Raw genomic sequence first — 25,464 nt, forward strand, 5'->3', positions numbered from 1 at the left:
ACCATCGCTCTTGATGAGCTGAGATCGTTGATCCCGACATTTAAAATTTGAGGGGAAGGCTCAGGACCTGACCCCGGAGTTTGTTTTGCTTAACTACTGATGATTCTTGCGATCCGCGCGGCGATGGTTTCGGCCAGCAAATGGATGTGGTAGCCGTCGACAAAGCCGTGGTGCGCCTGCACCGAGAACGGCACCGTCATTTTGCCGTTGTCGGCATCGCTGAACTTGCCCCAGGCCAGCGAGGGGATGTCGTAGCCGCCGTGCCTGTAGATGGGATGCTCGATCGACGTCAGCTTGAACCACGGCATGCAGGTGATGTGGACGTTGTTCTTTTGCTCGCGCTCGGACTGTTCCTTGGCGGAGTTGATCATCTCGGTGCTGGCCTCGGCGGCGGCCTTCGCTTCCAGGCTGCGGGCGACGAATTCCTTCAAGTCGGTCGACATGGCGAAACACGCGAAATTGAGATTCTTGTCCTTGTTGAGCACGGTGTAGGACGCCCAGAACTCCTCGATCTTGATCACTTCGCCGTCGTTGATGCGGTACATGAAATTGTCGATTTCCTTGATCGAATTGAGTATGCAATACAGGAAGAAATGGAACGGCGGCAGCTTGTGCTCCTTGCAGTAGGGGCGGAAGTCGGGCAGGGGCATCTCGAAGCTGACGTTGACGAGCGGCTTTTCAAACGCGGCAAACAGGTTGTACCGATCGCGGCGCTTTTCAAAATTGTGCATGGTGTTCCAGGGCTGTTGTTAGAGGGATGCTTGCGGGGCGACTTCGGCCTGCAAGGTGATGTGGTCGATGCCGTGCTTGTCGAGCAGCATGGCCTTGATCGCGTGCAGGATGTCCGGCCAACGCTCGAGGTCGACGATCTCGACGTGGCCGATCAGCGCCGGCTCGCCCGGTGACATGTCCCACACATGCAGGTCGTGCACCGAGCAGACGCCGGCTATCTGTTCCAGGTCGGCGCCCACTTTAAGATAGTCGATCGGCTCTGGCACGCCGCCCATCAGGAAGTGGTAGGACTCGCGCAGCACACCGACGGTCGATTTTAAAATCAGCAAGGCGACGAAGATCGATAGCAGCGGGTCGATCATCATCCAGCCGGTGTAATAGATGACGGCGCCGGCGACCAACGCCGCCACCGATCCCAGCAAGTCACCCATGACGTTGACCAACGCCGCGCGCGTATTCATGTTGCTGTCGCCGCGCGACAACATATAAGCGAGCACGATGTTGATGGCGAGACCGATGGTGGCGACGATGAACACCGTCGCGCCGTGCACCTGCTCGGGATGGGTGAAGCGTTGCGCGGCCTCGAACGCGATCCAGCCGACCAGCAACAACAGCACCAGGCTGTTGACGAACGCGGCCAGCGCCTCGGCGCGGCCGAAGCCGAACGAGTGGCGCGCGGACGGCGGCCGTTTAGCGATCAGCTGCGCCAGCAAGGCCAGGCCCAGCGCGGCGGCGTCCGTGACCATGTGGCCGGCGTCGGAAATCAGCGCCAGCGAGTTGGACATAAGGCCGGTGATCACCTCGACCACCGCGAAGCCCAGGGTCAACGCCAGCGACCACGCGAGCACCGATTGGCTGCGCTGCACGGTGAAGTGTGCGTGCTTGGCGTCGCCGTCACGGTGTTCGTGCAGATGGGCGGAAGGCGAGGGCGGAGCCTCCGCGCTAGCGTTGATGCGGGTTTCAGCTTGCATGGGTTCTATCGGTGATGATAATAAACCACAGTTTAAAGGATGCCGCCCTGCGCGTCTTGCGCCGTCATAGTGCGTTTTGTAAATGTTTCCTATGAATACCCTTGTTTTTCTCCGAATCGCTCTCTATAATGCTGGTCTTCGGGCGGTTAGTTCAGCTGGTTAGAATACTTGGTCGACATCCAAGGGGTCGCAGATTCGAATTCTGCACCGCCCACCAGATTACGTAGTACGGTAGTAAATAAGCGGTAAAAAGCGGTAAAATAGAAGTAGAGAAGTACAACGGGCGGTTAGTTCAGCTGGTTAGAATACTTGGTCGACATCCAAGGGGTCGCAGATTCGAATTCTGCACCGCCCACCAGAACATATGTAAGAGCGAGAAAGGCAATCCGGTTATGACACCGCGAACTACTACCAAGCTTTGGGAGTGACGCTAGTCGATCGGGATTCTTTTGCTCAAAAAAAGAGAAAACGCGGCTAGCCCGCGTTTTTTTTCGTCCGCGTTTTTATTATCAATTTTCGCTTTAACGTACACCGGCCTTGCGCCAACAGGAGATCACTATGCTTTCAGTCCGCCTTCCAGATGGTTCCGCCCGCGAATTCGACGGCCCGGTCACCGTGGCTCAAGTGGCGACCAGTATCGCCACCAGCCTGGGCAAGGCCGCCCTGGCCGGCAAGGTCGACGGCAAAGTGGTCGACACCTCCTTCCTGATCGAGAAGGATGCCGATCTGGCCATCATCACCGACAAGGATCCGGAAGGCCTCGATGTGATCCGTCACTCGACCGCCCACTTGCTGGCCTACGCCGTCAAGGAGCTGTTCCCGGACGCGCAAGTGACCATCGGCCCGGTTATCGAAAACGGTTTCTACTACGACTTCTCGTACAAGCGTCCGTTCACGCCCGACGATCTGGTCGCGATCGAAAAGAAAATGACCGAGTTGGCCAAGAAGGACGAGCCGGTCACCCGCAAGGTGCTGCCGCGCGACGAGGCCGTGGCGTATTTCAAGTCGATCGGCGAAGACTACAAGGCTGAAATCATTTCGTCGATTCCGGCCGACCAGGACGTGTCGCTGTACTCGGAAGGCAAGTTCACCGACTTGTGCCGTGGCCCGCACGTGCCATCGACCGGCAAGCTGAAGGTATTCAAGTTGATGAAGCTGGCCGGCGCCTACTGGCGCGGCGACAGCAAGAATGAAATGCTGCAGCGTGTCTACGGCACCGCCTGGACCAAGAAGGAAGATCAGGAACAATACCTGTTCCAGCTGGAAGAGGCGGAAAAGCGCGACCACAGGAAGCTTGGAAAGCAATTGGACTTCTTCCACTTCCAGGACGAGGCGCCGGGCCTGGTGTTCTGGCATCCGAAGGGCTGGACCATCTGGCAACAGGTTGAGCAGTACATGCGCAACAAGTACCAGGTCAACGGCTACCAGGAAGTGAAGGCGCCGCAGATCCTGGACTCCAGCCTGTGGGGCAAGACCGGCCACTGGGACAACTACCGCGAAAACATGTTCGTGACGGAATCGGAAAACCGTTCCTACGCGCTCAAGCCGATGAACTGCCCGGGCCACGTGCAGATCTTCAACAGCAACATGCGCAGCTACCGCGACCTGCCGCTGCGTTACGGCGAGTTCGGCCAGTGCCACCGCAACGAGCCGTCCGGCGCGCTGCACGGCATCATGCGCGTGCGCGGCTTCACGCAGGACGACGGTCACATCTTCTGCACCGAAGAGCAGATCGAGCCGGAAGTGGTGGCGTTCCACACGCAGGCGATGGAAGTCTACAAGGACTTCGATTTCCACAACATCGACGTCAAGCTGGCGCTGCGTCCGGACAACCGCATCGGCACCGACGAAGTCTGGGACGAGGCCGAGGACGCGCTGCGTTCGGGCCTGCGCGCCTGCGGCGTGACCTGGACCGAGTTGCCGGGCGAGGGCGCGTTCTACGGTCCGAAGATCGAATACCACCTGAAGGATTCGCTGGGCCGCCCATGGCAGGTCGGCACGATGCAGGTCGACTTCTTCATGCCGGAGCGCCTGGGCGCGGAATATGTCGCGGCCGACAACACCCGCCAGGTGCCGGTCATGCTGCACCGGGCCATCGTCGGCTCGATGGAGCGCTTCATCGGCATCCTGATCGAGAACTACGCCGGCGCCTTGCCGACCTGGCTTGCGCCTGTGCAAGTATCGGTGCTGAACATCTCCGACGCGCAGGCCGAATATGTGGGCCAAGTGACGGAAAAGCTGCGCCGCAGCGGGTTCCGCGTGCAGAGCGATTTGCGCAACGAGAAAATAACCTATAAAATACGTGAACATTCCGTCCAAAAACTGCCTTACATCCTTGTAATCGGCGATAAAGAGCGGGATGCCAACACCGTGGCCGTGCGGGCGCGGGGCAATGTCGATCTGGGCGTCATGTCCGTCGATGCCCTGATCGAGCGACTCCAGCAAGACGTCGCCAATAAAGCCTGATCGCACTGGCCTTACCATTAGATTTTAAAAGGAATCACCATAGCTACTGACAAGTCGCATCGCATCAACGGCGAAATCACTGCCCCTGAAATGCGTTTAAGTGGGGTCGAGAACGAGCCGCTCGGTATCGTCACTTTGGCCGAAGCCTTCCGCCTGGCGGAAGAGGCCAATGTCGACCTGGTCGAGATCGCGCCAACGGCGGTGCCGCCGGTTTGCCGTTTGATGGACTACGGCAAATTCAAGTATTCGGAGCAGAAGAAGGCTCACGAAGCTAAATTGAAACAGAAAATCATCGCCGTGAAGGAAGTCAAATTCCGTCCGGGTACCGATGACGGTGACTACAATATCAAGCTGCGCAACCTCATCAAGTTCCTCGATGAAGGCGACAAAACCAAGATCACGCTGCGTTTCCGCGGCCGTGAGATGGCGCACCAGGATATCGGTTTCCGCATGCTGGAACGTCTGAAAGCCGATCTGGAGCCGTACGGCCAGGTCGAGCAGTTCCCGAAGATGGAAGGCCGCCAGATGATCATGGTGCTGTCTCCTAAGAAAAAGAAGTAAATCCGGCTGGTGTGGATCGACTAGGGGCGCCCTCGGGCGCCCCTAGTAATTTGTGGTGCAGATTTGCCGCAACTGGTCTATAATTGCCGGCTGTTGTAAATGTAGTGGACTCGCATCTGCTGCAAAAACAAGTGAAAGCAGGCATCTAAGTGTGACGTCGTGTCACCACCTGCAATCCTGTTTGATATGGAGCTACCCAAGAGGGTAGATTGCTATGCCAAAAATGAAAACCAAAAGCTCCGCGAAGAAACGTTTTCGCGTGCGTCCAGGTGGTACTGTTAAGAGTGGTCACGCGTTCAAACGCCACATTCTGACGAAGAAAACCACCAAGTCGAAGCGCCAATTGCGCGGTATCACGAATGTCGATGCGGCTGACGTGAAATCCGTCCTGCGCATGATGCCATCCGCTTAATCTCACACTCAATTTAAGGAGTTACTATGCCTAGAGTAAAACGTGGGGTTACAGCTCGTGCCCGTCATAAAAAAGTCTTAAACCTGGCCAAAGGTTACCGTGGTCGTCGCAGCAAGGTTTACCGTGTTGCCAAGCAAGCAGTCATGCGCGCTGGCCAATACGCTTACCGCGACCGTCGTAACAAGAAGCGCGTCTTCCGCCGCCTGTGGATCGCTCGTATCAACGCCGCTTCCCGTGAGCATGGCGTGACGTACAGCGTCTTCATGAACGGTCTGAAAAAAGCTTCGATCGAACTGGACCGTAAGGTTCTGGCCGATATGGCAGTGATGGACAAGCCGGCCTTCGCCGCGATTGTCAACGCTGTGAAAGCAAAAATCGCTGCGTAAGCATTGATTGTTGATCGCTGGCCCTTCACCGGGCCGGTGGTGAGAACGGGGCAAAGGTCTAGACCTGTGCCCCGTTTTTGATTGAGGATAAGAAAAACGCATGGACTCCCTGGAACAACTCGTCGCCTCAGCAGTGCAGGATTTCACGGCCGCGCAAGATGACGCCGCCGCGCTGGAAAATGCCAAAGCAAAATATCTGGGCAAGACCGGCCAGATCACCGAATTGATGAAGGGTCTGGGCAAGCTCGACCCCGAGGCACGCAAGGCGCAGGGCGCCCTGATCAACGCGGCCAAAGGGCAGATCGAAGCGGCCCTGACGGCCCGGCGCGACGCGCTGGCCGACGCCCAGATGCAAACCCGTTTGAACGCCGAGGCCATCGATGTCTCGCTGCCTGGCCGCGGACGCGCCGGCGGCGGCCTGCATCCGGTCATGCGCACCTGGGAGCGGGTGGAGGAAATCTTCCGCTCGATCGGTTTCGACGTGGCCGACGGCCCCGAGATCGAAAACGACTGGACCAACTTTACCGCCTTGAACAGCCCGGAGAACCATCCGGCCCGTTCGATGCAGGACACTTTCTACATCGAAGGCAACGACAGCGAAGGCAAGCCGCTGCTGCTGCGCACGCACACCAGCCCGATGCAGGTGCGCTACGCCCGCAGCCATACGCCGCCGATCAAGGTGATCGCGCCGGGCCGCACCTACCGCGTCGACAGCGACGCCACGCACTCGCCGATGTTCCACCAGGTCGAGGGCCTGTGGATCGCCGAGAACATCAGCTTCGCCGACCTCAAGGGCGTGTACCTGAACTTCGTCAAGGCCTTCTTCGAGACCGACGATTTGCAGGTGCGCTTCCGTCCGTCGTATTTCCCGTTCACCGAGCCGTCGGCCGAGATCGATATCGCCTTCGGCTCGGGACCGCTGAAGGGCCGCTGGCTGGAGATTTCCGGCTCGGGCCAGGTGCATCCGTCGGTGGTGCGCAACTTCGGCCTGGACCCGGAAAAGTACATCGGCTTCGCGTTCGGCTCCGGCCTCGAGCGCCTGACGATGCTGCGCTACGGCGTCAGCGACCTGCGCCTGTTCTACGAAGGCGACTTGCGCTTCCTGAAGCAGTTCAACTAGGAACAAGGTTCAGTACACTACACGCGGTCGAGCGCGGCCAGTTAGCAAGGCACGCGCTCCCGCTGGACACTCTTTGAAGGCTTGATTATGCAATTCTCCGAAAACTGGCTCCGTACCATGGTCGATCCGAAGATGACTTCGGACGAACTGGCCCACCTGCTGACGATGTCCGGCCTGGAAGTGGAAGAAGTCGAAGCGGTCGCGCCGCCGTTCTCCAACGTCGTCGTCGGTCTGGTGCGCGAAATGGCCAAGCATCCGAACGCGGACCGCCTCAACGTCTGCCAGGTCGACGTCGGCACCGGCACCTTGCTCAACATCGTCTGCGGCGCGCCGAACGTGCGCCCGGGCCTGAAGGTCGTGTGCGCCATGGCCGGCGCCGTGCTGCCGCCGGGCGCCGACGGCAAGCCGTTCGAAATCAAGGTCGGCCAGCTGCGCGGCGTCGAGTCGCAGGGCATGCTGTGCTCGGCCAAGGAATTGAAACTGTCGGAAGAGGGCAGCGGCCTGCTGGAACTGCCGGACGACGCGCCGGTCGGCAAGAACTTCCGCGACTACTACGCGCTGAACGATCTCAAGTTCACCATCAAGCTGACCCCGAACAAGGCGGACTGCCTGTCGGTGCTGGGCGTGGCGCGCGAAGTCTCGGCGCTGACCGGCGTGGCGCTGCACGCGCCGCAGTTCCGCAACGCCGCCGTCAACAGCGACGAAGTGCTGCCGGTGAAAATCTCGGCGCCGGACCTGTGCGGCCGTTTCTCCGGCCGCGTGATCCGCAACCTGAACGCCAAGGCCGCCACGCCGGACTGGATGAAGCAGCGCCTCGAGCGCAGCGGCCAGCGCTCGGTGTCGGCGCTGGTGGACATCTCCAACTACGTCATGCTGGAACTGGGCCGTCCGACCCACGTGTTCGACCTGGCCAAGATCCACGGCGGCCTCGACGTCCGCTGGGGCAAGGCCGGCGAGACCCTGAAGCTGTTGAACGGTAACACCGTCGACATCGACGAGTGGGTCGGCGTGATCGCCGACGACAAGGAAATCGAATCGCTGGCAGGCATCATGGGTGGCGACGCCACCGCCGTCTCGCTGGAGACCGAGTCGATCTACCTGGAAGCGGCATTCTGGTGGCCGAACGCCATCCAGGGCCGCGCCCGCAAGTACAATTTCTCGACCGACGCGGCGCACCGCTTCGAGCGCGGCGTCGACTACGCGACCACGGTCGAGCACATCGAGCGCATCACCTCGCTGCTGATCGAAATCTGCGGCACGGCGGCGACCAAGGTTGGTCCGATCGACGACCAGATCGTCAACATCCCGCAACGCCAGCCGGTGAAAATGCGCACCGCGCGCGCGCAGAAAGTCATCGGCGTGGCGCTGGACGACAAGACCGTGGCCGACATCTTCACCCGCCTGGCGCTGCCGTTCACGCTGGAAGACGGAGTCTTCTCGGTGACCGCGCCGAGCTACCGCTTCGACATCGAAATCGAGGAAGACCTGATCGAGGAAGTCGCGCGCGTCTACGGCTTCGAGAACATCCCGACCGTGGCCCCGGTGGCCGCCAACACGATGATCATCGCGCCGGAAAATACCCGTTCGCTGTTCGCCGTGCGCCACCAGCTGGCCGACCTGGGCTTCCAGGAAGTGGTCAACATGAGCTTTGTGGAAGCGGCGTGGGAGCAGGATTTCGGCGGCAACGCCAATCCGATCAAGCTGCAGAACCCGATCGCCAGCCAGATGAGCGTGATGCGCTCGACCCTGGTCGGCAGTCTGGTCGCCAACGTGCGCTACAACCTGAACCGCAAGACCAACCGCGTGCGCGTGTTCGAAGTCGGCGCGATCTACCAGCGCGACGACAGCGTGCCGGACGGTCCGCTGACGGTGGCCGGCTACAAGCAGCCGAAACGGGTCGCCGCGATCGCCTACGGCACCGTGGCGGACGAACAATGGGGGCAGGACAGCCGCGCGGTCGACTTCTTCGACCTGAAGGCGGACCTGGAGCACCTGTTCGCGCCGCTGCAACTGCGCTTCGTCAAGGCCGAACATCCGGCGTTGCACCCGGGCCGCTCGGCGCAGGTGCTGCTCGATGGCAAGGTGATCGGCTTCATCGGCGAGCTGCATCCGCGCTGGATGCAGAAGTACGAGCTGCCGCAGGCGCCGGTCGTGTTCGAGGTGGATGCGATTGCTTTGCAGCAACGATCCGTGCCAGAATACGCCGAGATCTCCAAGTTCCCCGGCGCCACGCGCGATCTGGCCGTCGTCGTCAAGCAAGACGTGCCGGCGCAGGATTTGTTGGACGCATTTAATGCTGCCGTGCAAGCAAGTCCGCAAGGAAAGATCGTGCAAGCCATTGTTTTGTTTGATGAATATCGTGGCAAAGGTTTGGAGCAGGACGAAAAATCACTTGCTTTCCGCTTTAGCTTGCAAGATACTCAAAACACGCTGCAGGACGAAGTCGTCGAGGCCGTCATGGCTTCGGCCGGCGATGCGGCCAAGCAAAAACACGGCGCCCGCTTGCGCACCTGATGTTGCCGTTAAGGCCATCGCCACGCGGTTCCGTTTTCTTTTTTTGATCATTCGGGAGTCCGGCAAAGGCCGGACTCATTCGTTCTTTGATAAGGCAGGGCAGGAAAATTAATAACAACGACGTTGATTCCGCCGTACTCCAATCCGCATTGGCTGCCGATTTGCATCGGGCCATGCAGGTCGCCAAGGTACGCCAGGATGCGGAAAAAGATTTGCCCACGCTGACCAAGGCGGAGCTGGCCGAACTGCTGTTCGAACAGGTCGGTCTGAACAAGCGCGAGGCCAAGGACATGGTGGAGACCTTCTTCGACGAGATCCGCAACGCGCTCGAGCGTGGCGAAGCCGTCAAGCTGTCCGGGTTCGGCAACTTCCAGCTGCGCGACAAGCCGCAGCGTCCGGGGCGCAACCCCAAGACCGGCGAGGAAATCCCGATCACGGCGCGCCGCGTCGTGACCTTCCATGCGAGCCAAAAACTCAAGGGCATGGTCGAAGAGACCAATCCGATGGCGCGTGCCGCCTGAGTGGGAGCTGAGAAGTGATGAACGATCGTCTCGCCAAGTCCGAACTGGTCGTCCTGCCGCCGATACCGGCCAAGCGCTATTTCACCATCGGTGAGGTCAGCGAGCTGTGTGGCGTCAAGCCGCATGTGCTGCGCTACTGGGAGCAGGAATTCACCCAGCTCAAGCCCGTCAAACGGCGCGGCAACCGCCGCTATTACCAGCACCACGAAGTGCTGTTGATACGCCGTATCCGCGAGCTGTTGTACGAGCAGGGCTTCACCATCAGCGGGGCGCGCAATAAACTGGACAGCCGTGCTGTCGATGGCGCGGCGGCGGAGTATGATGGCGGTTTCGGCGAGGAGGCGAAAGCCGTTCCCGCTCCTTTGGACCGCGAAATGATACGCAGCGAACTGCTTTCCATCCTGAGCCTGCTCCAGCAAGACTAGCGCGCACACCACTGCACGGGGCGTGGCAAGAAGCTAATTCCTGATATACTTTCAATATTATTCAATTATCAGCGACGCTGATATACACGGTGGCGTGAAGTCCGGCGTGCCCGAGGGCGCGGGCCGGACAAGACGAGGGGAAACAATGATACGCGTTGCCATTTGTGACGACCATCAGATAGTAAGAGCAGGATTTAAACAGATTTTTTCGGCGTCGGACGATTTCGACGTGGTCGCGGAAGCCGGTACGGGGCGTGAAGCGCTCGATATCGCTCGCCGTGAGATTTGCGACGTGTTGCTGCTCGACATCGCCATGCCGGACCAGAGCGGCATCGATACCTTGCGTACGATACGTCAGGGGCAGCCCGATCTGCCGGTGCTGATCCTGTCCGGGTATCCGGCCCAGCAGTACGCGCTGAACCTGTTCAAAATGGGCGCCAACGGCTATTTGAACAAGGAATGCGAGGCCGACGAGCTGATCACCGCAGTGCGCACCGTGTACCAGGGCCGCCGCTATGTCAGTTCGACCGTCGGCGAATTGCTGGCGCAAAGCTTCGACCGCGATCCCAACACGGCGCTGCACACCGAGTTGTCCGACCGCGAATTCCAGGTCTTCCTGCGGCTGGCGCGCGGCGCGACGGTGTCCGATATCGGTGTGGCGTTGTCGCTGAGCATCAAAACCGTCAGCACCTACCGCACCCGCATCATGGAAAAGATGGGGATGCAGTCGAACAGCGATTTAACATATTACGCAATGAAAAATAACTTGCTGGACTGAAATTTCGCACGCCGGTCTCTTCCTGAGACCACTTGCTTAATGGATACAGTTGCGCACTCTTGGGGTGCGCAGCTGCTGCATCTATTTCCCTAACGGACTATAATTAGCCAGCCTGGCGTGTTGCCGGCCGTCATAACCCGCGAAGGAAGTGGATGTATTTCACCGTCGAAACAGCGCCGCACCATCGCCTGCCGCTGTACAAGACCGTCTTGTGCGTGACCTGCGCCTTGTTGCTGATCGTGAACGGCTTCAGCCTGTTTTACAATTTGCAAGCCCTGCGCGGCGCGCAGGTGCTGCTGGGGCAGAGCGCGCGCGTGGCCGACCGCCTGCAATACCTCAACGTCCTGGTGCTCGACGCCGAAAGCAGCATGCGCGGCTATTTCCTGTCCGGCAGCGACGCCTACCTGGGGCCGACCCGCACCGCGCTGGTCGACAGCGAACACGAATTCAAGGAGCTGCAAAAGCTGCTCGCCGATAACCCGACCCAGCTCAAGAATCTGACCCAGCTGCAAACCCTGGTCCGCCGCCGCCTGACCACCGTCAGCCAGGCGATCGACGTCTACCGCGAGGGCGGTCTCGAGGAGATCGTCAAGATCGCCAAACTGAGCGACGGGCGCGGCAGCATGGACGAGATCCGCCTGCAGGTGGTCATCATGGAGCAGGAGCAGAACGAGACCATGGCCACACGCAGCGCCATGTTCTATCAGGAATATCAAAAGGCGGTGTTGCTCGGCATGAGCATCAACGCCGTCGCCATCGTGGTGCTGATCATGTTCTACCAGCTGGTGCGGCGCAGCTTCGCCAACCGGGCCCAGGTCGAGCACGCGCTGCAGGCGGCCAACGAAACATTGGAAACGCAGGTTGAGCAAAGGACCGAGCAGCTATCGGTGCTGTCGCGCCACCTGATCAGTATCAGCGAAGAGGAAAAGGTCAGGCTATCGCGCGAGCTGCACGACGAGATGGGCGCCTTCCTGACGTCGATCAGCATGGACATCGCCGCCGTCACGCAGCAGTTGCAAAAGAACCAGCCCGAGCTGGCCGCCCAGCTCAAGCGCGCGCGCGGCACCCTGATGGAGGCGGTGGAGATGAAGCGCCGCATCGTCGAGAACCTGCGCCCCAGTTTGCTGGACAACCTGGGGCTGTGCGCGGCGATCGAAAGCTATTGCGACGAGTTCAGCCGCATGGCCCAGGTGCGCTGCGATTGCGACGTCGCCGCCGACATCGAGGCGCTGGGCCGCGATTCCGGCGACTTGTCGATCGCCCTGTTCCGCATCGTGCAGGAATCGCTGACCAATATCCGCAAGTACGCCAAGGCCAGCCGCGTGACGGTGACCTTGAACCGCAATCAGGAAGTGCTGATGCTGCGCATTATCGACGACGGTATCGGCATCGACGCCAACAACATCGTCAAGCCGATGTCGCACGGCCTGCTGGGCATGCGCGAGCGCGCCTTGCTGCTGGGCGGGACGATGACGATACGGCGGGGACGCAACGATACGGGGACCTGTATCGAGGTGGCCATTCCGCTGCGTAAGAGCGATGGCGGGAAGGGTGCGGCAAGTCAGCCGGCCCCGGCGCCGGGACAGGAGCGCCGCATGCAGCCGAGGACGGTGGAGGCGATGATGGCGACAGCGGCGCCAACGCCGGCACCTTTGCCGCCGCTGCCGGCGGCCATCACCGATGTGCTTAACAGCGTGCTACATCAACCAGCAGACGATCATACTCAGTCTTCGCAACCTTATAGCACTCACCCGCATAATCCTCCAAGCCTGAGCGATCAAGCACGGTGATGTTGCCACGGCGGTAGGTGATCAAGCCTTCCTCCTGCAGCTTGCCGGCGGCGGCGGTGATGCTCTCGCGGCGCACGCCCAGCATGATCGAAATCATTTCCTGCGTTACTTTCAGTTCGTTCGATGGCGAGCGGTCCAGGCGGTCCAGCAGCCAGCGGCACAGCTTTTGTTCGATCGAGCTGTGACGGCCGCCGACGGCGTTTTGCGCCATCTGCGCGAACAGCGCGGTGTTGTAGCGCATCAGCAGCGCGGGCAGGGCGCCGCCCTGGTTGAAGGCGTCGCGCAGGTGCTGGGCCTTCATGCGGTAGCCGTAACCGGCGGCCTGCACCACGGCGCTGCACATGGCGCGCTCGCCGTCGAACAGCGACACGCCGACCACGCCTTCATGGCCGACGACGGCGATCTCGGTGGTGGCGCCGTCTTCCATCACATACAGCAGCGACACGATGGCGGTGGTGGGGAAATGGACGTACTCCATCGCGCCGCCGAATTCAAACAGTTCTTTGCCAAAGGGCAGGGTGACCAGTTCCAGGTGTTCGAACAAGGATTCGAGCACGTCGCGTGGAAGCGCGGCCAGCAGTTCGTTTTGCTGGGTGCCGCTGTAGCTGACAACAGGCCGCGACGCAACCTTAAATTCTTTTGAATCGACCGCCATGGTGCCGGATGCGGTGGATTTCTTGGTTGCGTTGACTTGGGTGTTGTTCATATTTTTCCTCACTAATCTCTGGCTATACAAATCACGTCGGGGGTTATCTGACGTGCTGGTAGCACTTTAGGGGGAATGTTAGTTTGCGAACATAAGAGGAGTGGACGCACAAATGTAGGCTTGCAACATGGTTGGACGTAGGTCTACTCCTACACGGTGACTATGTTTCTGTTTATCGCCGGTGCATAATGCACAAATCCCAGTCGAAGGGCGCACAACATGCATGTACTTGTAGTGGAAGACGATGCCGTACTCGCCGACGGCCTGAGCCGCGTGTTGGGGGGCCACGGCATGGTGGTGGAGGTGGTCGGCGACGGCGCCCAGGCCGACGCGCTGCTGCAGCGCGCCGCGCAAGCGGAGGTGATCGTGCTCGACATCGGCCTGCCGGGCATCGACGGCTTCGAGGTGGTACGCCGCCTGCGCGCGCGCGGCAGCCAGGTGCCGGTGCTGTTGCTGACGGCGCGCGACGCCGTCGAGGACCGGGTGCGCGGGCTGGAGCTGGGCGCCGACGACTACCTGGTCAAGCCCTTCGCCACCGCCGAGCTGGTCGCGCGGCTGAAGGCGCTGGCGCGGCGCAACGCGCCCAAGCCGACGGTGCTGGCGCTGGGCGACCTGGCGCTGGACCTGTCGGCCAAGCGGGCGCGGGTGCGCGACAAAACCGTCGAGCTGTCGGTGCGGGAATGGGCGGTGCTCGAGTACCTGCTGCAGCACGGCGCGCGCGTGGTGTCCAAGCAGCAGATCATCGAAGCCATCCTGCCGTGGGGCGACGACCTGACCCTGAACGCGGTGGAGGTGTACATCTCGCGGCTGCGGCTGAAGATCGCCGACGCCGGCGTCTCGATCCGCACCATCCGCGGCTTCGGCTACATGCTGGAGCTGGCGCCCGCGCGGGGTGCGGATGACTAGCATACGGCTGCGGCTGCTCAAGACGCTGATCGTGCCCATCCTGCTGATCAATCTGGCGGGCGGGGCGCTGGCCTACATGCTGGCGTGGCTGCCGACGCAGATCGCCTTCGATCAAAGCCAGTCCGAGGCGCGGGGATCGGGGCCGGCCGGCGCTGGACCGGCGGCGCCGGCGGGACGGATCGCGGCCGACAAAACGCAGCGGCAGGCACAGATCAAGCAAGCCATGGTGCGCGGGCTGGTGCTGCTGGAAGTACTGATCGCGCTCGCTTGCATCGGCTTGATCTGGTTCTCGGTCAGCAACGGGCTGCGGCCGCTGAACCGCCTGCGTGCCGGCCTCGACGCACGCGACGGCGACGACCTCGCGCCGATCGCCGTCGCCGATGTCCCGTACGAGCTGGAACCGGTGGTCTCGGCCTTCAACGGCCTGCTGGACAAGGTGGGCGAGGGCGCCAGGGCGCGGCAGGATTTCCTGGCCAATGTCGCGCACCAGCTGCGCACGCCGCTGGCGGGGCTGAAGACGCAGCTCGAATGGCTGGGGGCGCGCCACGTCGAGCCGGACACGGCGCACTCGGTCCAGCTGATGCTGTCGGCCACCGAGCGCATGATCCGGCAAACCAACCAGTTGCTGGCGCTCGCGCGCGCCGAACCGGACCACTTCGAAAGGACGCGGCTGGAAGCGGTGGCGCTGGACGTGCTGGTCGAGGACGCGATTCAATCCTTTGTCGACCAGGCCACGGGCAAGGGAATAGACATCGGTTTCGATTTGCGGCCGGTGCAGATCAGCGGCGACCGTTTCCTGCTGCGCGACCTGATCGACAACCTGATCGACAACGCGATCCGTTACACGCCGGCGGGCGGCACGGTGACGGTGGCATGCCGGGCGGACGCGGGCGGCGGCGTGCTGACGGTCGAGGACAGCGGCCCGGGCATCCCGGCGGCCAAGCGCGAGCAAGTCTTCAGCCGCTACGTCCGGCTCGACGACAAGACCCACGGCAGCGGCCTGGGGCTGGCGATCGTGCGCGACATCGCCGTCGTCCACGGCGCCTCGCTGAGCATAGCCGACGCCGCCGGCGGACAGGGCGCCCTGTTCACAGTCCGCTTCCCCTAAGTGTTGTTTGTCAGGTGTTTGTCAGCATTTCCTCAGGGAAATGCAAGCTTGGGCGCGTAGACTGGTTCCAGCAGACAACATCCCTGGAGCCGGCCATGAAACGACGTATGAAGAACGGTTTTACGCTGATCGAGGTCATGGTGACCGTGGCCATCGTCGGCATCCTGCTGGCCGTGGCCGTTCCCGCCTACAGCGATTACGTCGTGCGCGGCCGCCTGAGCGAGGCTTTCACCGCGCTCGGCGGCGCCCAGCCCGCCGCCGAACAGTATTGGTCGAACAACCGCACCTACGTCGGCTTCGGCGCCGCCAACACCTTTCCGGCCAATACGCCTTATTTCACCTACGCCCTCAGCGGCGAGTCGGCGTCGACCTACACCCTGACCGCGACCGGCACCGGCAAGATGGCCGGCTTCACTTATACCATCGACCAGAACGGCACCCACGCGACCACCGCCAGTCCAGCCGGCTGGGGCGTCAACGCCGCCTGCTGGGTCGACCACAAGGGTGGCGCATGCACCAATTGAGCCCACCGCTCCGGCACCGCCCGCACCGTCGGCGTCGCCAAAGCGGCGTCACGCTGATCGAGCTGCTGGTGACGATCACCATTTTCGGCATCATGCTGGCGGTCGGTATTCCCAATGCCAGCCGCTGGCTGCTGGCCAACCGCGCGCGCGGCGCCAGCGAGTTCTATGCCGACGGCTTCAGCCTGGCGCGCCGCCAGGCCGTGGCCCACAACGCCTTTAGCCGTATTTCGCTCACACCCAACGTCAACACCGGCCAGATGGATTGGCAGGTCGATATTTGTTTCGTCAGCCAGGCCGGCCCGTGCACCGACGTCCAGGGCGACTGGTCGACCACGGAAGCGCCGTCGGCCGGCGATCCGGAAGGCGCCGCCGGCTGGAAGTCGGTGTTCCGCGCCGCCAACGCGCTGCCGCCGGCCGAGGTCCTGCAGCCGACCACGCTGCCGGCCGGCGCCAGCCAGGTGTACTACACGCCGCTCGGCTGGGTCGATCCGCAGTTCGCCGGCCGTCTCAACAGCCTGCGCCTCGAGCCGTCGGCGGCGTTCGCCGACGAGGTGCAGCCGGTGGCGCTGGTGGTGACCCTGGCCGGCATGGCGACCAAGTGCAATCCGGCCTTGCCGGACACCGACAACCGGAGCTGTCCGCCATGAAAACCGTCCCGAGCCGCCGCCAGGGCGGCATCGCGCTGCTGGAGGCGATGCTGGCCATCGTGATCCTGGGCATCGGCCTGCTGGGCACGATCGGCTTGCAGGCGCGCGCCTATTCGGCGCTGTCGGACGCCGCCATGCGCGCCGAGGCCACCATGGCCGGCGAGAAGCTGCTGGGCGTGATGATGGCCGATACGGCCAACCTGGCCGACTACAACCTGGCCGAGAACGGCACGCCCGGCGCGGCCATCGCGCCGTGGGTGGCCGAGACGCGCGCGGCCATTCCCGGCGCGATCGTGTCCGTCAATGTGACCCGGCAGACGGTTCAAACCCAGGTCGATATCGCCATCCGTTGGCAGCGCAAGGCCAATACGGACCAGAACCGGCATTTGCTTACTTCCTACATCGCGAACTGACATGGACGCCCATCCTTCCCCGGTCCTGTCGAGCGCGCGCCGGCGCGGCGGCGGCTTTTCGCTCGTCGAGCTGATGGTCAGCGTCGTGATCGGCCTGCTGGCGCTGGTGTTCGCCACGCGCCTGGTCATCAGCGGCGAACAAAACAAGGATGCCGCCGTCGGCGGTTCCGATTCCATGCAGAACGGCATGCTGGCGCTGTTTTCCCTCAGCGGCGACGCCGCCGACGCCGGCTGGGGCTTGAACGATACGATGCTGGCCGGCTGCGACACCGTGTTCTCGGACGCCAACGGCTACCAGCTGGCGACGGAGCCGCGCGGCGGCGCCAACGTCACGCCGCTGGCGCCGGTGGTGATCCAGTCCAACGGCGCCGACAGCGACGTGGTGCAGTTCCAAAGCGGCACCTCGCAAACCGGGGTCGGCTCGACCAAGCTGGTGACCAACTACGTGCCCGGCGAGAGCACCTTGACCGTCGACAGCCGCAATCCCTACGATTTCAAAGTCGGCGACGTGCTGGTGGTGGCGCCGATGACACCGGGGGCGCGGCGCTGCACGCTGTTCCAGCTGTCCGGCTTCGGCATCGGCCTCAACGCCAACCAGTTGCAGGTCGCCAGCGGCGCCGGCTTCCCGTTCAACCCGCAGGCCGGCCTGACGACGGCGTATCCGCTCAATGTGAGCTATGTCTACAATCTGGGCAGCGCGGCCCGCCTGCATTTCCATACCTGGTCGGTCAACAACGGCGTGCTGCTGCTGCGTTCCACCGACATGCCCGGTTCGGCGCAGCAGGGCGCGTCGGTGATCGACAACGTGGTGTCGCTCAAGGCGCAGTACGGCTTCGACAACCGCGCCGTGGCCGAATACGACCCCAACACGCCGGGCAACGGCGTGGCGGAAGTGTCGACCGCCAGCGGCATGCGCATCGGCGTGTGGAGCTCGACCATGATCGACGCCGACAACGACGGCGTGGTCGGCGGCGCCGGCGACTATCAGCGCATCGGCTCGGTGCGGCTGGCGGTGGTGGCGCGCGGCAAACACGCCGAGAAGCCCGATGGCGCCGGCCAGTGCCGCGCCACCACCGTGCGGCCGACCGTGTTCGCCGGCAATGCGCCGGCCACGGTGGCCGCCGCGCCGGTGCAGGTCAACGTGGCGGTGGCGGGCGACACGGTCGATTGGAAGTGCTATCGCTACCGCGTGTTCGAGACCATCGTGCCGATCCGTAACGCCCAGTGGAGGCCATGATGACGACGGCCCGCCCGCAGTCGACCACGCCCCGGCGCGCCCATGCGGCCGGCCCCGCGCGCCGCCGGCGCGAGCGCGGCATCGCCTTGCCGGTCATGCTGATCATGCTGACGGTGATGCTGGTCAGTAGCATCTACCTGCTCAAGTCCAGCACGTCGACGACGATGACCGCCGCCAACCTGGCCTACGACTCGGCGCTGAGCAAGTCGGCCGACGCCGGGCTGCACGCCGGCTTCGCCTATCTGCGCTCGGTGGCGAACCGTTCCGATTTGCTGGTCGACCAGCCCGCCCAGGGCTATGTCGCCACCCTGACGCCGACCTGGACCGCGAGCAGCGCCGCCTTCTGGCTGGGCGCGGTCACGATGCCGGCCAATCCGCTCACCGGCGACCGGGTCCAGTACGTGATCCATCGGATGTGCACCTTTCCGGGGGAATACAACAGCGGCAACAACAGCTGCCGGACGACGTCGGCGCGCCCCAACAGCCGGGCGCCGCAGCCGTTCGGCACCTCGCTGGCGCTGGGCGGACCGAAATTCTCGCAGCAGCCGCAGATCCACTATGTGGTGACGGCGCGCATCAACGGCGCGCGCGGCGGCAACGTGGTAACGCAAGCGGTGGTCTTGAAGGGGCCCTGATCATGAACAAACACATCTTTTCGTTGGCGCTGGCCTTGGCCTTGGCTTTGACCCTGGCGCTGGCGCCATCGTCCGCCGGCGCGGCCGCCACCCAGATCGCCCAGGTGCCGCTGCTCAACATCACCGGCACCGGCACCGTCAAGCCCAACCTGATGCTGCTGTTCGATAACTCCGGCTCGATGGAGCAGACCTACACGCCGGACTACGTCAACGACAGCCTGTGCCGCAGCGGCGCCTCGCTGCAGGCCGGCACCACCGTGTGCGCGGTCGGCCATCCGCCGTTCATGAGCCCTGACTTCAACAAGCAGTACTACAATCCGGCGATCCGCTACGCCGTGCCGGTCAAGGCCGACGGCAGCTTCTACGCCGAGCAGAACCGCGCCGCCACCAGCGGCTGGACCGTCGTCAGCGGCGACGGTTTCGGCGCCAGCAAGCGCGACCTGGCCGGCAACGCCGTCACCGCCGACATCAACCTGGTGACCGGCTTCCCGGACCTGCGCTGGTGTTCCGGCGGCACCTGCCGTTCCAACACGTCCAGCTACACCTATCCGGACGCCACCTACCAGACCGCCAGCGCGGTCACCACCGGTCCGTATTACTACACCATCGGCGTCGGCCAGTTCTGCACCGACGAGACGATGAAGGTGTGCCGGTCGACGGCCGTGGGGGCGACCGCGCCGGCCGGCTATCCGGTGCCGGTCAAGGTGCGCTGGTGCAGCGACCGGCTGCTGACGCAGTGCCAGGGCAAGCGGGTCGGCACCTTCGTCTATCCCAGCTATTCGGCGCCGGCCGGCGCGGTGGCCGCCTACGGCACCATCGCCATCGGCGCCTCGGCCACGGCGACCTCGATGACCATCACCGCCGTCACCCTGACCGACGCCGGCGGCGTCCAGACCAGCCTCACCAACACCACCATCACCGCCGCCACCGGCACCAACAGCGCCATCAAGCAACAGGCCGTGGCCAGCGCGCTGGCGGCCAACATCATCGCCACCACCAACCCCACGCAGAAGCAGATGTATGCCTGCGTGCGCACGCCCACCAGCCAGTCGAGCGTGCCGGCCTGCAGCGTGTTCGGCATCACGCTGGCGGCCGACAATATCGTCGCCGTGGTGCCGGTGACGTGTTCGAGCACGCCCAAAACCGTCAGCGGCTGCGTCACCATCACCGACGCCAGCCGCGCCGGATGGGGCCTGACCGTGACCGCGCCGCAGGCGCAGGTGAGCGCGCTGGTGCCGGCCACGTCGGTGATCACCTTCAATAGTTCCGGTAATACGTCCAACAGCCAGGACGCCATCATCCGCAACCTGTCGCTGGGCGGGACGACCCTGATCGGCGGCAGCAGCGGCAGCAATCCAAGTTACTTCAACCTGGGCCGCAACCGCAGCGCCGCCTACGTGGCCAACGCGCTGGCCGGGCGCATCGGCACGGCCGGCACCATCCGCGCCTATCTGGGCGGCAGCACCTTGTGTCCCGGCCTGAACAACACCAACGTTTGCCTGCTGGACTACGGCGCCACCTCCAACGCCGCCGCGATCAGCGCCTTCACGATGGACAACCAGGGCGGCGTGACCTGGACGCGCGGCGCGACCGCCGGCTACCAGGCCGCCGTCAACGACGGCATCCCCGTGTCGACCGCCGCCATCTCGGCCGGATCGAGCGCGCCCAATCCCTTCGTGCGCGTCAACATCGTCAGCGGCCAGACCTATCCCAAGGGCGTCGACCGCGTCGATTGCGCCGGCGCCACCAGCTGCACCTACGACGAGGAGATGACCAACTTCGCCAACTGGTATGTGTACTACAAGAGCCGCCTGCAAATGATGAAGACCTCGGTCGGCCTGGCTTTCGCGCCGATCACCGGCAACTACAAGGTCGGCTACGTCAGGTTGTCGAGCGCGGGCGCCGGCCAGGCGATCGACCAGAAACCGGCCGACTTCACCGGCACCGCCCGCACCAACTGGTACAACAACCTGTACAACACCACCACCTCCGGCTCGACGCCGATCCGCACCGCGATGGACAACGTCGGGCGCATGTTCGGCAACCTGGCGCCCTACAACTACGGCGCCGGGCAGGAGGTGGTGCAGTATCCGTGCCAGCAGAACTTCCTGGTGCTGACCACGGACGGCTACTGGAACGGCAGCACCACCAACAACGTCGCCAACAACGACAACCTGGAGAACCCGGCGCGTTTCTGCACCCAGGCGCGCGGCTGCGTCGACGGCCGGGGCCAGGCGCAGCCGTCGATCGCCGACGTCGCGCTGCACTGGTACAACGGCGGCTCGAGCACCACCACCGTGTCGCTGCGCCCGGCGCTGGAGCCGGACATGACGCGTCCCGGCTCGGTGCCGGCCCGCGCCGGCGAGAACACCCACCTGCACATGAGCACCTACACCTTGGGCCTGGGCGTGGACGGCGTCATGACCTACGAGCGCAACTACGACACCGCGCCCAGGACCGGGGGCGACTTCTACAACCTGATCACCGGCGCCACCAGCGGCTGCCCGTGGAACGGCAACGGCGCCTACGTCTGGCCCGACCCGGCCACCGCCAGCACCGCCAACACGGTGCAGGAGCGGGTCGACGACCTGTGGCACGCGGCCATCAACGGCCACGGCAAGTATTTCAGCGCGCAGGAGCCCAGGGACGTGGTCAGCGGCCTGAGCGAGGCGCTGTCGAACATGCAGGTGCGCACCGGCGCGGCCGCCGCCGCCGCCACCTCGACGCCGAACATCACCCGCACCGACAACGATATCTTCTCGGCCACCTTCACCACGGTGAAGTGGTACAGCGAGCTGTCCGACCAGAAAATCGACGTCACCGACGGCAGCGTCGGCCAGACGCCGAACTGGACCACCAGCGACACCTTGGGCAAGCGGGTGGCAGGCGCCACCGACACCCGCCGCATCTACATGATGAATCCGACCGGCGCGGCCGGCGGCGACCTGATCGATTTCCGCTTCTCCAATATGAGCGGCATCACCGCCGGCTGGTTCAGCAACAAATGCGCGGCGCTGTCGCAGTGCACCTTGCTGTCGGCGGCCGACAGGGCCATCGTCAACGACGGCGACAACCTGGTCAACTGGCTGCGCGGCCAGCAACAGCACGCCGACGACAACCTGTTCCGCGCCTACACGCTGACCTCCGACACGCCTGCCGGCGCCACCGGGCCGATTCCGCTGGTGCTGGGCGACATCGCCTCGGCCAAGCCGGCCTTCGTGCGCGCGCCGCTGGGCGAGTACCCGGACGCCGACTACGACGCCTTCAAGGACAAGTACGGCAGTCCCGACAGCCTGTCCTACCGCGGCGGCACCGTCTACGCGGCGGCCAACGACGGCATGCTGCATGCGTTTAGCGCCGCCACCGGCGAGGAGATCTGGGCCTACGTGCCGCGCATCACGATGAAAAAGCTGCACCTGCAGGCCAGCACCACCTACGGCACCAACCACCAGTACACCACCGACGGCTCGCCCGAGGTGGCCGACGTCAAGGTCGACACGCCCGCCGGCAAGCAGTGGAAGACCATCCTGGTGGCCGGCCTGAACGGCGGGGGCAGGGGCTACTACGCGCTCGACATCACCGACACCGGCAGCGCGCCCAAGCAGCTGTGGGAGTTCTGCGCCGATCCGGCCGTGTGCGCGCTGAACGACCCGGATATGGGGCTGACCTTCGGCAACCCGCAATTCGGCACCCTGGCCGACGGCCGGTGGGTGGTGTTCGTCACCTCCGGCTATAACAACATCACCGGCACCGACGGCGTCGGCGGCGGCGACGGCAAGGGCTACCTGTACATCCTGGACGCCTACACCGGCCAGTTGCTGAAAAAGGTCGGCACCAATTCCGGCGACGCCGCCACGCCGTCGGGGCTGGCCAAGATCACCGCCATTTCCGACGATCCGAGCTCCGACCCGCGCGCGACCTATATCTACGGCGGCGACAACCAGGGGCAGATGTGGCGCTTCGACCTGACGGCCGACAGCGGCGCGGTGTCGGTGATCAAGATGGGCGACGCCGGCGTCAACAAGCCGATCACCACCCGTCCGGACGTGACCATGTGCGGCGTGCCGGTGACCACCAGCACCGGCGGCGTGACCTCCACCAGCGTGCAGGGCGTGCGGGTGGTGCTGTACGGCACCGGGCGCCTGCTCGACATCCCGGACACCTCCAGCACCGCCATCCAGAGCCTGTACCTGCTCAAGGACAGCGGCGTGCCGATCAGCAACGTGCGCGGCTCGACGATGGTGCAGCAAACCCTCAGCCTGCTCGGCTCGGGCAGCAACACCAACAGTTACGCGATCACCACCAATCCGGTCGACCTGTCGCAAAAGGACGGCTGGTTCTTCGACTGGTCGCTGGTGCCGGGCGAGCGCATGAACCTGGACCCGCAGATCGTCAGCGGCGTGGCCAACGTGGTGACCAACTTGCCGACGTCCTCGTCGTCGTGCTCGGTGGGCGGTTCGAGCAACCTGTACCAGGTCAACGTCTGCAACGGCCACGCGATCGGCACCCACCCGGCGGGCGTCACCTTGTCGAGCACCTCGGCGGCGGTCGGCTTCATCATCGTGCGCCTGCCGAGCGGCCAGCTGAAACTGATCACCACCCTGGCCGACGGCCGCAAGGTCGTCAACGATGGCGCCGAGGACGCCGGCGCCGAGGCGCACCGGGTGGGCTGGCGCCGCGTCCGGGGCGAGTGACCGTCCGCCGAAGCGGGGCCACGGGGCTGGACGAGGTCCCGCCGGCCCGTGAAACAATTCACACGGCAGAGCCAAGTGCCGGTAAAATCGAGGGTTTTGCAGAACCGCCTTAGATCGCGAACAAATGGTCAACGATATCGAAACCGCAATACCCGAAAATAACGACGACGCGGCCCCGGCGGCCAGCGCCAAAACGCCTGCGCTGATCGCGCGCGAAGTGCAGCGCCGCCGCACCTTCGGCATCATTTCCCACCCCGACGCGGGTAAAACCACGCTGACCGAAAAGCTGCTGCTGTTCTCGGGCGCGATCCAGATGGCCGGCACCGTCAAGGCGCGTAAATCGGGCCGCCACGCGACCTCGGACTGGATGGAGATCGAGAAGCAGCGCGGCATTTCCGTCGCCTCGTCGGTGATGCAGTTCGAATTCCGCGACCACGTGGTCAACCTGCTCGACACCCCCGGCCACCAGGACTTCTCGGAAGACACCTACCGCGTGCTGACGGCGGTCGACTCGGCGCTGATGGTGATCGACGCCGCCAAGGGCGTGGAGGCGCAGACCATCAAGCTGCTGGCCGTCTGCCGCATGCGCAACACGCCCATCGTCACCTTTATGAACAAGATGGACCGCGAGACGCGCGATCCGTTGGAACTGCTCGACGAGCTGGAATCGGTGTTGAAGATCCAGTGCGCGCCGGTGACCTGGCCTATCGGCATGGGCAAGAACTTCCGCGGCGTGTATCACCTGCTGAACGACGAGATCATGCTGTTCAAGGCCGGTGAGGAAAAGGCCGACGGCGCCTTCGAGATCATCAAGGGCATCGACAATCCGCGACTGCAGGAGATGTTCCCGCTGGAGATGGACCAGTTGCGCATGGAAGTGGAGCTGGTCAACGGCGCCTCGCATCCGTTCGACCTGGAACAGTTCCTGTCGGGCGTGCAGACGCCGGTGTTCTTCGGCTCCGCGATCAACAACTTCGGCGTGCGCGAGATCCTGTCGGCGCTGGTCGACTGGGCCCCGGCGCCGCGCGAGCGCGACGCCACGGTGCGTTCGGTCGATCCGAAGGAGCAGCCGTTCACCGGTTTCGTGTTCAAGATCCAGGCCAATATGGACCCGGCGCACCGCGACCGCATCGCCTTCCTGCGCGTGTGCTCGGGACGTTTCGAGCGCGGCATGAAGGTCAAGCATTTGCGCCTGGGGCGCGAGATCAAGGTCTCGTCGGTGGTGACGTTCATGGCGTCGTCGCGCGAGCAGGTGGAGGAGGCGTACGCCGGCGACATCATCGGCCTGCCGAACCACGGCAACATGCAGATCGGCGACTCGTTCTCCGAGGGCGAGCTGTTGACCTTCACGGGGATTCCTTACTTCGCGCCGGACTTCTTCCGTTCGGTGCGGATTCGTAATCCGCTCAAGATCAAGCAGCTGCACAAGGGTTTGCAGCAGCTGGGCGAGGAGGGCGCGGTGCAGGTGTTCAAGCCGGTGCAGGGCGGCGAGCTGGTACTGGGCGCGGTCGGTGTGCTGCAGTTCGAGGTGGTGGCGAGCCGGCTGCTGAACGAGTACGGCGTCGACGCCGTGTTCGAAGGCACCAGCATCAGCAGCGCGCGCTGGATATCCAGCGACGACAAGAAGGCGCTGGCCGACTTCGAGAACGCGCTGGGCCACAACGTCGCCTACGACGCCGCCGGCAACATGGCGTACCTGGCCACGTCCAGCGTCAATTTGCGGCTGACCGAGGAGCGCTGGCCGAAGCTGAAGTTCCATGCGACGCGCGAGCACTCGGCCAAGCTGGTCTAACGCCGGCAGACGACACCACGGTATCGCCCCACCACGGAGACACGTAGGGCGGATTAGCGCAGCGTAATCGGCCATGCACGCTCCGTCGGCGGCGCATAGATGGCCGATTAAGGCGTTCCGCCTGAT

At 63.6% G+C, this 25,464-nt stretch carries 22 protein-coding genes and 2 tRNA genes; 21 read left to right on the plus strand and 3 right to left on the minus strand.

The genetic code is table 11. The features are described 5' to 3' along the window. Positions 1 to 89 precede the first annotated feature (89 nt). Complete coding sequence (locus AC07P1_RS29535; protein ID WP_494699193.1) at positions 90 to 731, minus strand: CatA-like O-acetyltransferase; 642 nt, start codon at positions 729 to 731, stop codon at positions 90 to 92. Positions 732 to 749: 18 nt separating this feature from the next. Further along, entirely contained in the window at positions 750 to 1,703 is a 954-nt protein-coding gene (locus AC07P1_RS29540; protein WP_494699194.1) for a cation diffusion facilitator family transporter, read from the minus strand. 140 nt (positions 1,704 to 1,843) lie between these two features. Between AC07P1_RS29540 and AC07P1_RS29545 the strand changes: the two genes are divergently transcribed. The 12 genes from AC07P1_RS29545 (at position 1,844) to AC07P1_RS29600 (ending at position 12,676) form a co-directional block, all read left to right on the plus strand. After that, positions 1,844 to 1,920, plus strand: a tRNA-Val gene (locus AC07P1_RS29545). Between the two features lie 64 nt (positions 1,921 to 1,984). After that, a tRNA-Val gene (locus AC07P1_RS29550) sits at positions 1,985 to 2,061 on the plus strand. Positions 2,062 to 2,261: 200 nt separating this feature from the next. Further along, positions 2,262 to 4,169: a threonine--tRNA ligase gene (thrS, locus tag AC07P1_RS29555; protein ID WP_494699195.1), complete on the plus strand. Its 1,908-nt coding sequence runs from the start codon at positions 2,262 to 2,264 to the stop codon at positions 4,167 to 4,169. Positions 4,170 to 4,190: 21 nt separating this feature from the next. After that, positions 4,191 to 4,730 carry a translation initiation factor IF-3 gene (infC, locus tag AC07P1_RS29560; RefSeq protein ID WP_255372374.1) on the plus strand — a complete coding sequence of 180 codons (540 nt, stop codon included), beginning with the start codon at positions 4,191 to 4,193 and terminating at the stop codon, positions 4,728 to 4,730. A gap of 214 nt (positions 4,731 to 4,944) precedes the next feature. Continuing rightward, positions 4,945 to 5,142, plus strand: a complete 198-nt coding sequence (gene rpmI / locus AC07P1_RS29565; RefSeq protein ID WP_026636906.1) for a 50S ribosomal protein L35 — start codon at positions 4,945 to 4,947, stop codon at positions 5,140 to 5,142. Positions 5,143 to 5,168: 26 nt separating this feature from the next. Next, entirely contained in the window at positions 5,169 to 5,528 is a 360-nt protein-coding gene (rplT, locus tag AC07P1_RS29570; RefSeq protein ID WP_090313948.1) for a 50S ribosomal protein L20, read from the plus strand. Between the two features lie 100 nt (positions 5,529 to 5,628). Next, a complete protein-coding gene (pheS, locus tag AC07P1_RS29575) occupies positions 5,629 to 6,648 on the plus strand; it encodes a phenylalanine--tRNA ligase subunit alpha (protein WP_090313947.1) in 1,020 nt (339 codons plus the stop codon). A gap of 87 nt (positions 6,649 to 6,735) precedes the next feature. Next, positions 6,736 to 9,162, plus strand: a complete 2,427-nt coding sequence (gene pheT / locus AC07P1_RS29580; protein ID WP_494699196.1) for a phenylalanine--tRNA ligase subunit beta — start codon at positions 6,736 to 6,738, stop codon at positions 9,160 to 9,162. 173 nt (positions 9,163 to 9,335) lie between these two features. After that, positions 9,336 to 9,683 carry an integration host factor subunit alpha gene (locus AC07P1_RS29585; RefSeq protein WP_008449399.1) on the plus strand — a complete coding sequence of 116 codons (348 nt, stop codon included), beginning with the start codon at positions 9,336 to 9,338 and terminating at the stop codon, positions 9,681 to 9,683. Positions 9,684 to 9,700: 17 nt separating this feature from the next. Then, entirely contained in the window at positions 9,701 to 10,108 is a 408-nt protein-coding gene (locus AC07P1_RS29590) for a MerR family transcriptional regulator (protein ID WP_090313945.1), read from the plus strand. Positions 10,109 to 10,253: 145 nt separating this feature from the next. Then, entirely contained in the window at positions 10,254 to 10,886 is a 633-nt protein-coding gene (locus AC07P1_RS29595) for a response regulator (protein ID WP_090313944.1), read from the plus strand. Positions 10,887 to 11,038: 152 nt separating this feature from the next. Further along, positions 11,039 to 12,676, plus strand: a complete 1,638-nt coding sequence (locus AC07P1_RS29600) for a CHASE3 domain-containing protein (RefSeq protein ID WP_494699197.1) — start codon at positions 11,039 to 11,041, stop codon at positions 12,674 to 12,676. Here AC07P1_RS29600 and AC07P1_RS29605 read toward each other — a convergent pair. Next, a complete protein-coding gene (locus AC07P1_RS29605; protein WP_494699198.1) occupies positions 12,573 to 13,382 on the minus strand; it encodes a Crp/Fnr family transcriptional regulator in 810 nt (269 codons plus the stop codon). The two genes, AC07P1_RS29600 and AC07P1_RS29605, sit on opposite strands and share 104 nt — an antisense overlap. Before the next feature lie 219 nt (positions 13,383 to 13,601). Between AC07P1_RS29605 and AC07P1_RS29610 the strand changes: the two genes are divergently transcribed. From AC07P1_RS29610 to AC07P1_RS29650, 9 genes are all read left to right on the plus strand, one after another. Continuing rightward, positions 13,602 to 14,288 carry a response regulator transcription factor gene (locus AC07P1_RS29610; RefSeq protein WP_494699199.1) on the plus strand — a complete coding sequence of 229 codons (687 nt, stop codon included), beginning with the start codon at positions 13,602 to 13,604 and terminating at the stop codon, positions 14,286 to 14,288. Then, entirely contained in the window at positions 14,281 to 15,396 is a 1,116-nt protein-coding gene (locus AC07P1_RS29615) for a sensor histidine kinase (protein WP_494699200.1), read from the plus strand. Before AC07P1_RS29610 ends, AC07P1_RS29615 begins: the two co-directional genes overlap by 8 nt. A gap of 95 nt (positions 15,397 to 15,491) precedes the next feature. Then, on the plus strand, positions 15,492 to 15,920 hold the full coding sequence (locus AC07P1_RS29620; protein ID WP_494699201.1) for a type IV pilin protein: 429 nt from the start codon (positions 15,492 to 15,494) through the stop codon (positions 15,918 to 15,920). After that, complete coding sequence (locus tag AC07P1_RS29625) at positions 15,908 to 16,567, plus strand: pilus assembly FimT family protein (protein ID WP_494699202.1); 660 nt, start codon at positions 15,908 to 15,910, stop codon at positions 16,565 to 16,567. The genes AC07P1_RS29620 and AC07P1_RS29625 overlap by 13 nt, the downstream gene beginning before the upstream one ends. After that, entirely contained in the window at positions 16,564 to 16,980 is a 417-nt protein-coding gene (locus tag AC07P1_RS29630) for a type IV pilus modification PilV family protein (RefSeq protein WP_494699203.1), read from the plus strand. Before AC07P1_RS29625 ends, AC07P1_RS29630 begins: the two co-directional genes overlap by 4 nt. Before the next feature lies 1 nt (position 16,981). Beyond that, positions 16,982 to 18,217 (plus strand): PilW family protein, encoded by a 1,236-nt coding sequence (locus AC07P1_RS29635; protein ID WP_494699204.1) that lies wholly within the window; start codon positions 16,982 to 16,984, stop codon positions 18,215 to 18,217. Next, complete coding sequence (locus tag AC07P1_RS29640; protein WP_494699205.1) at positions 18,217 to 18,852, plus strand: pilus assembly PilX family protein; 636 nt, start codon at positions 18,217 to 18,219, stop codon at positions 18,850 to 18,852. Before AC07P1_RS29635 ends, AC07P1_RS29640 begins: the two co-directional genes overlap by 1 nt. Before the next feature lie 2 nt (positions 18,853 to 18,854). Further along, complete coding sequence (locus AC07P1_RS29645; RefSeq protein WP_494699206.1) at positions 18,855 to 23,546, plus strand: PilC/PilY family type IV pilus protein; 4,692 nt, start codon at positions 18,855 to 18,857, stop codon at positions 23,544 to 23,546. A 124-nt stretch (positions 23,547 to 23,670) separates the two neighbouring features. After that, a complete protein-coding gene (locus AC07P1_RS29650; RefSeq protein WP_090313935.1) occupies positions 23,671 to 25,338 on the plus strand; it encodes a peptide chain release factor 3 in 1,668 nt (555 codons plus the stop codon). The last annotated feature ends 126 nt before the right edge of the window (positions 25,339 to 25,464 follow it).

The sequence above is a fragment of the Duganella sp. GW821-FHT07F09 genome, assembly GCF_059418705.1.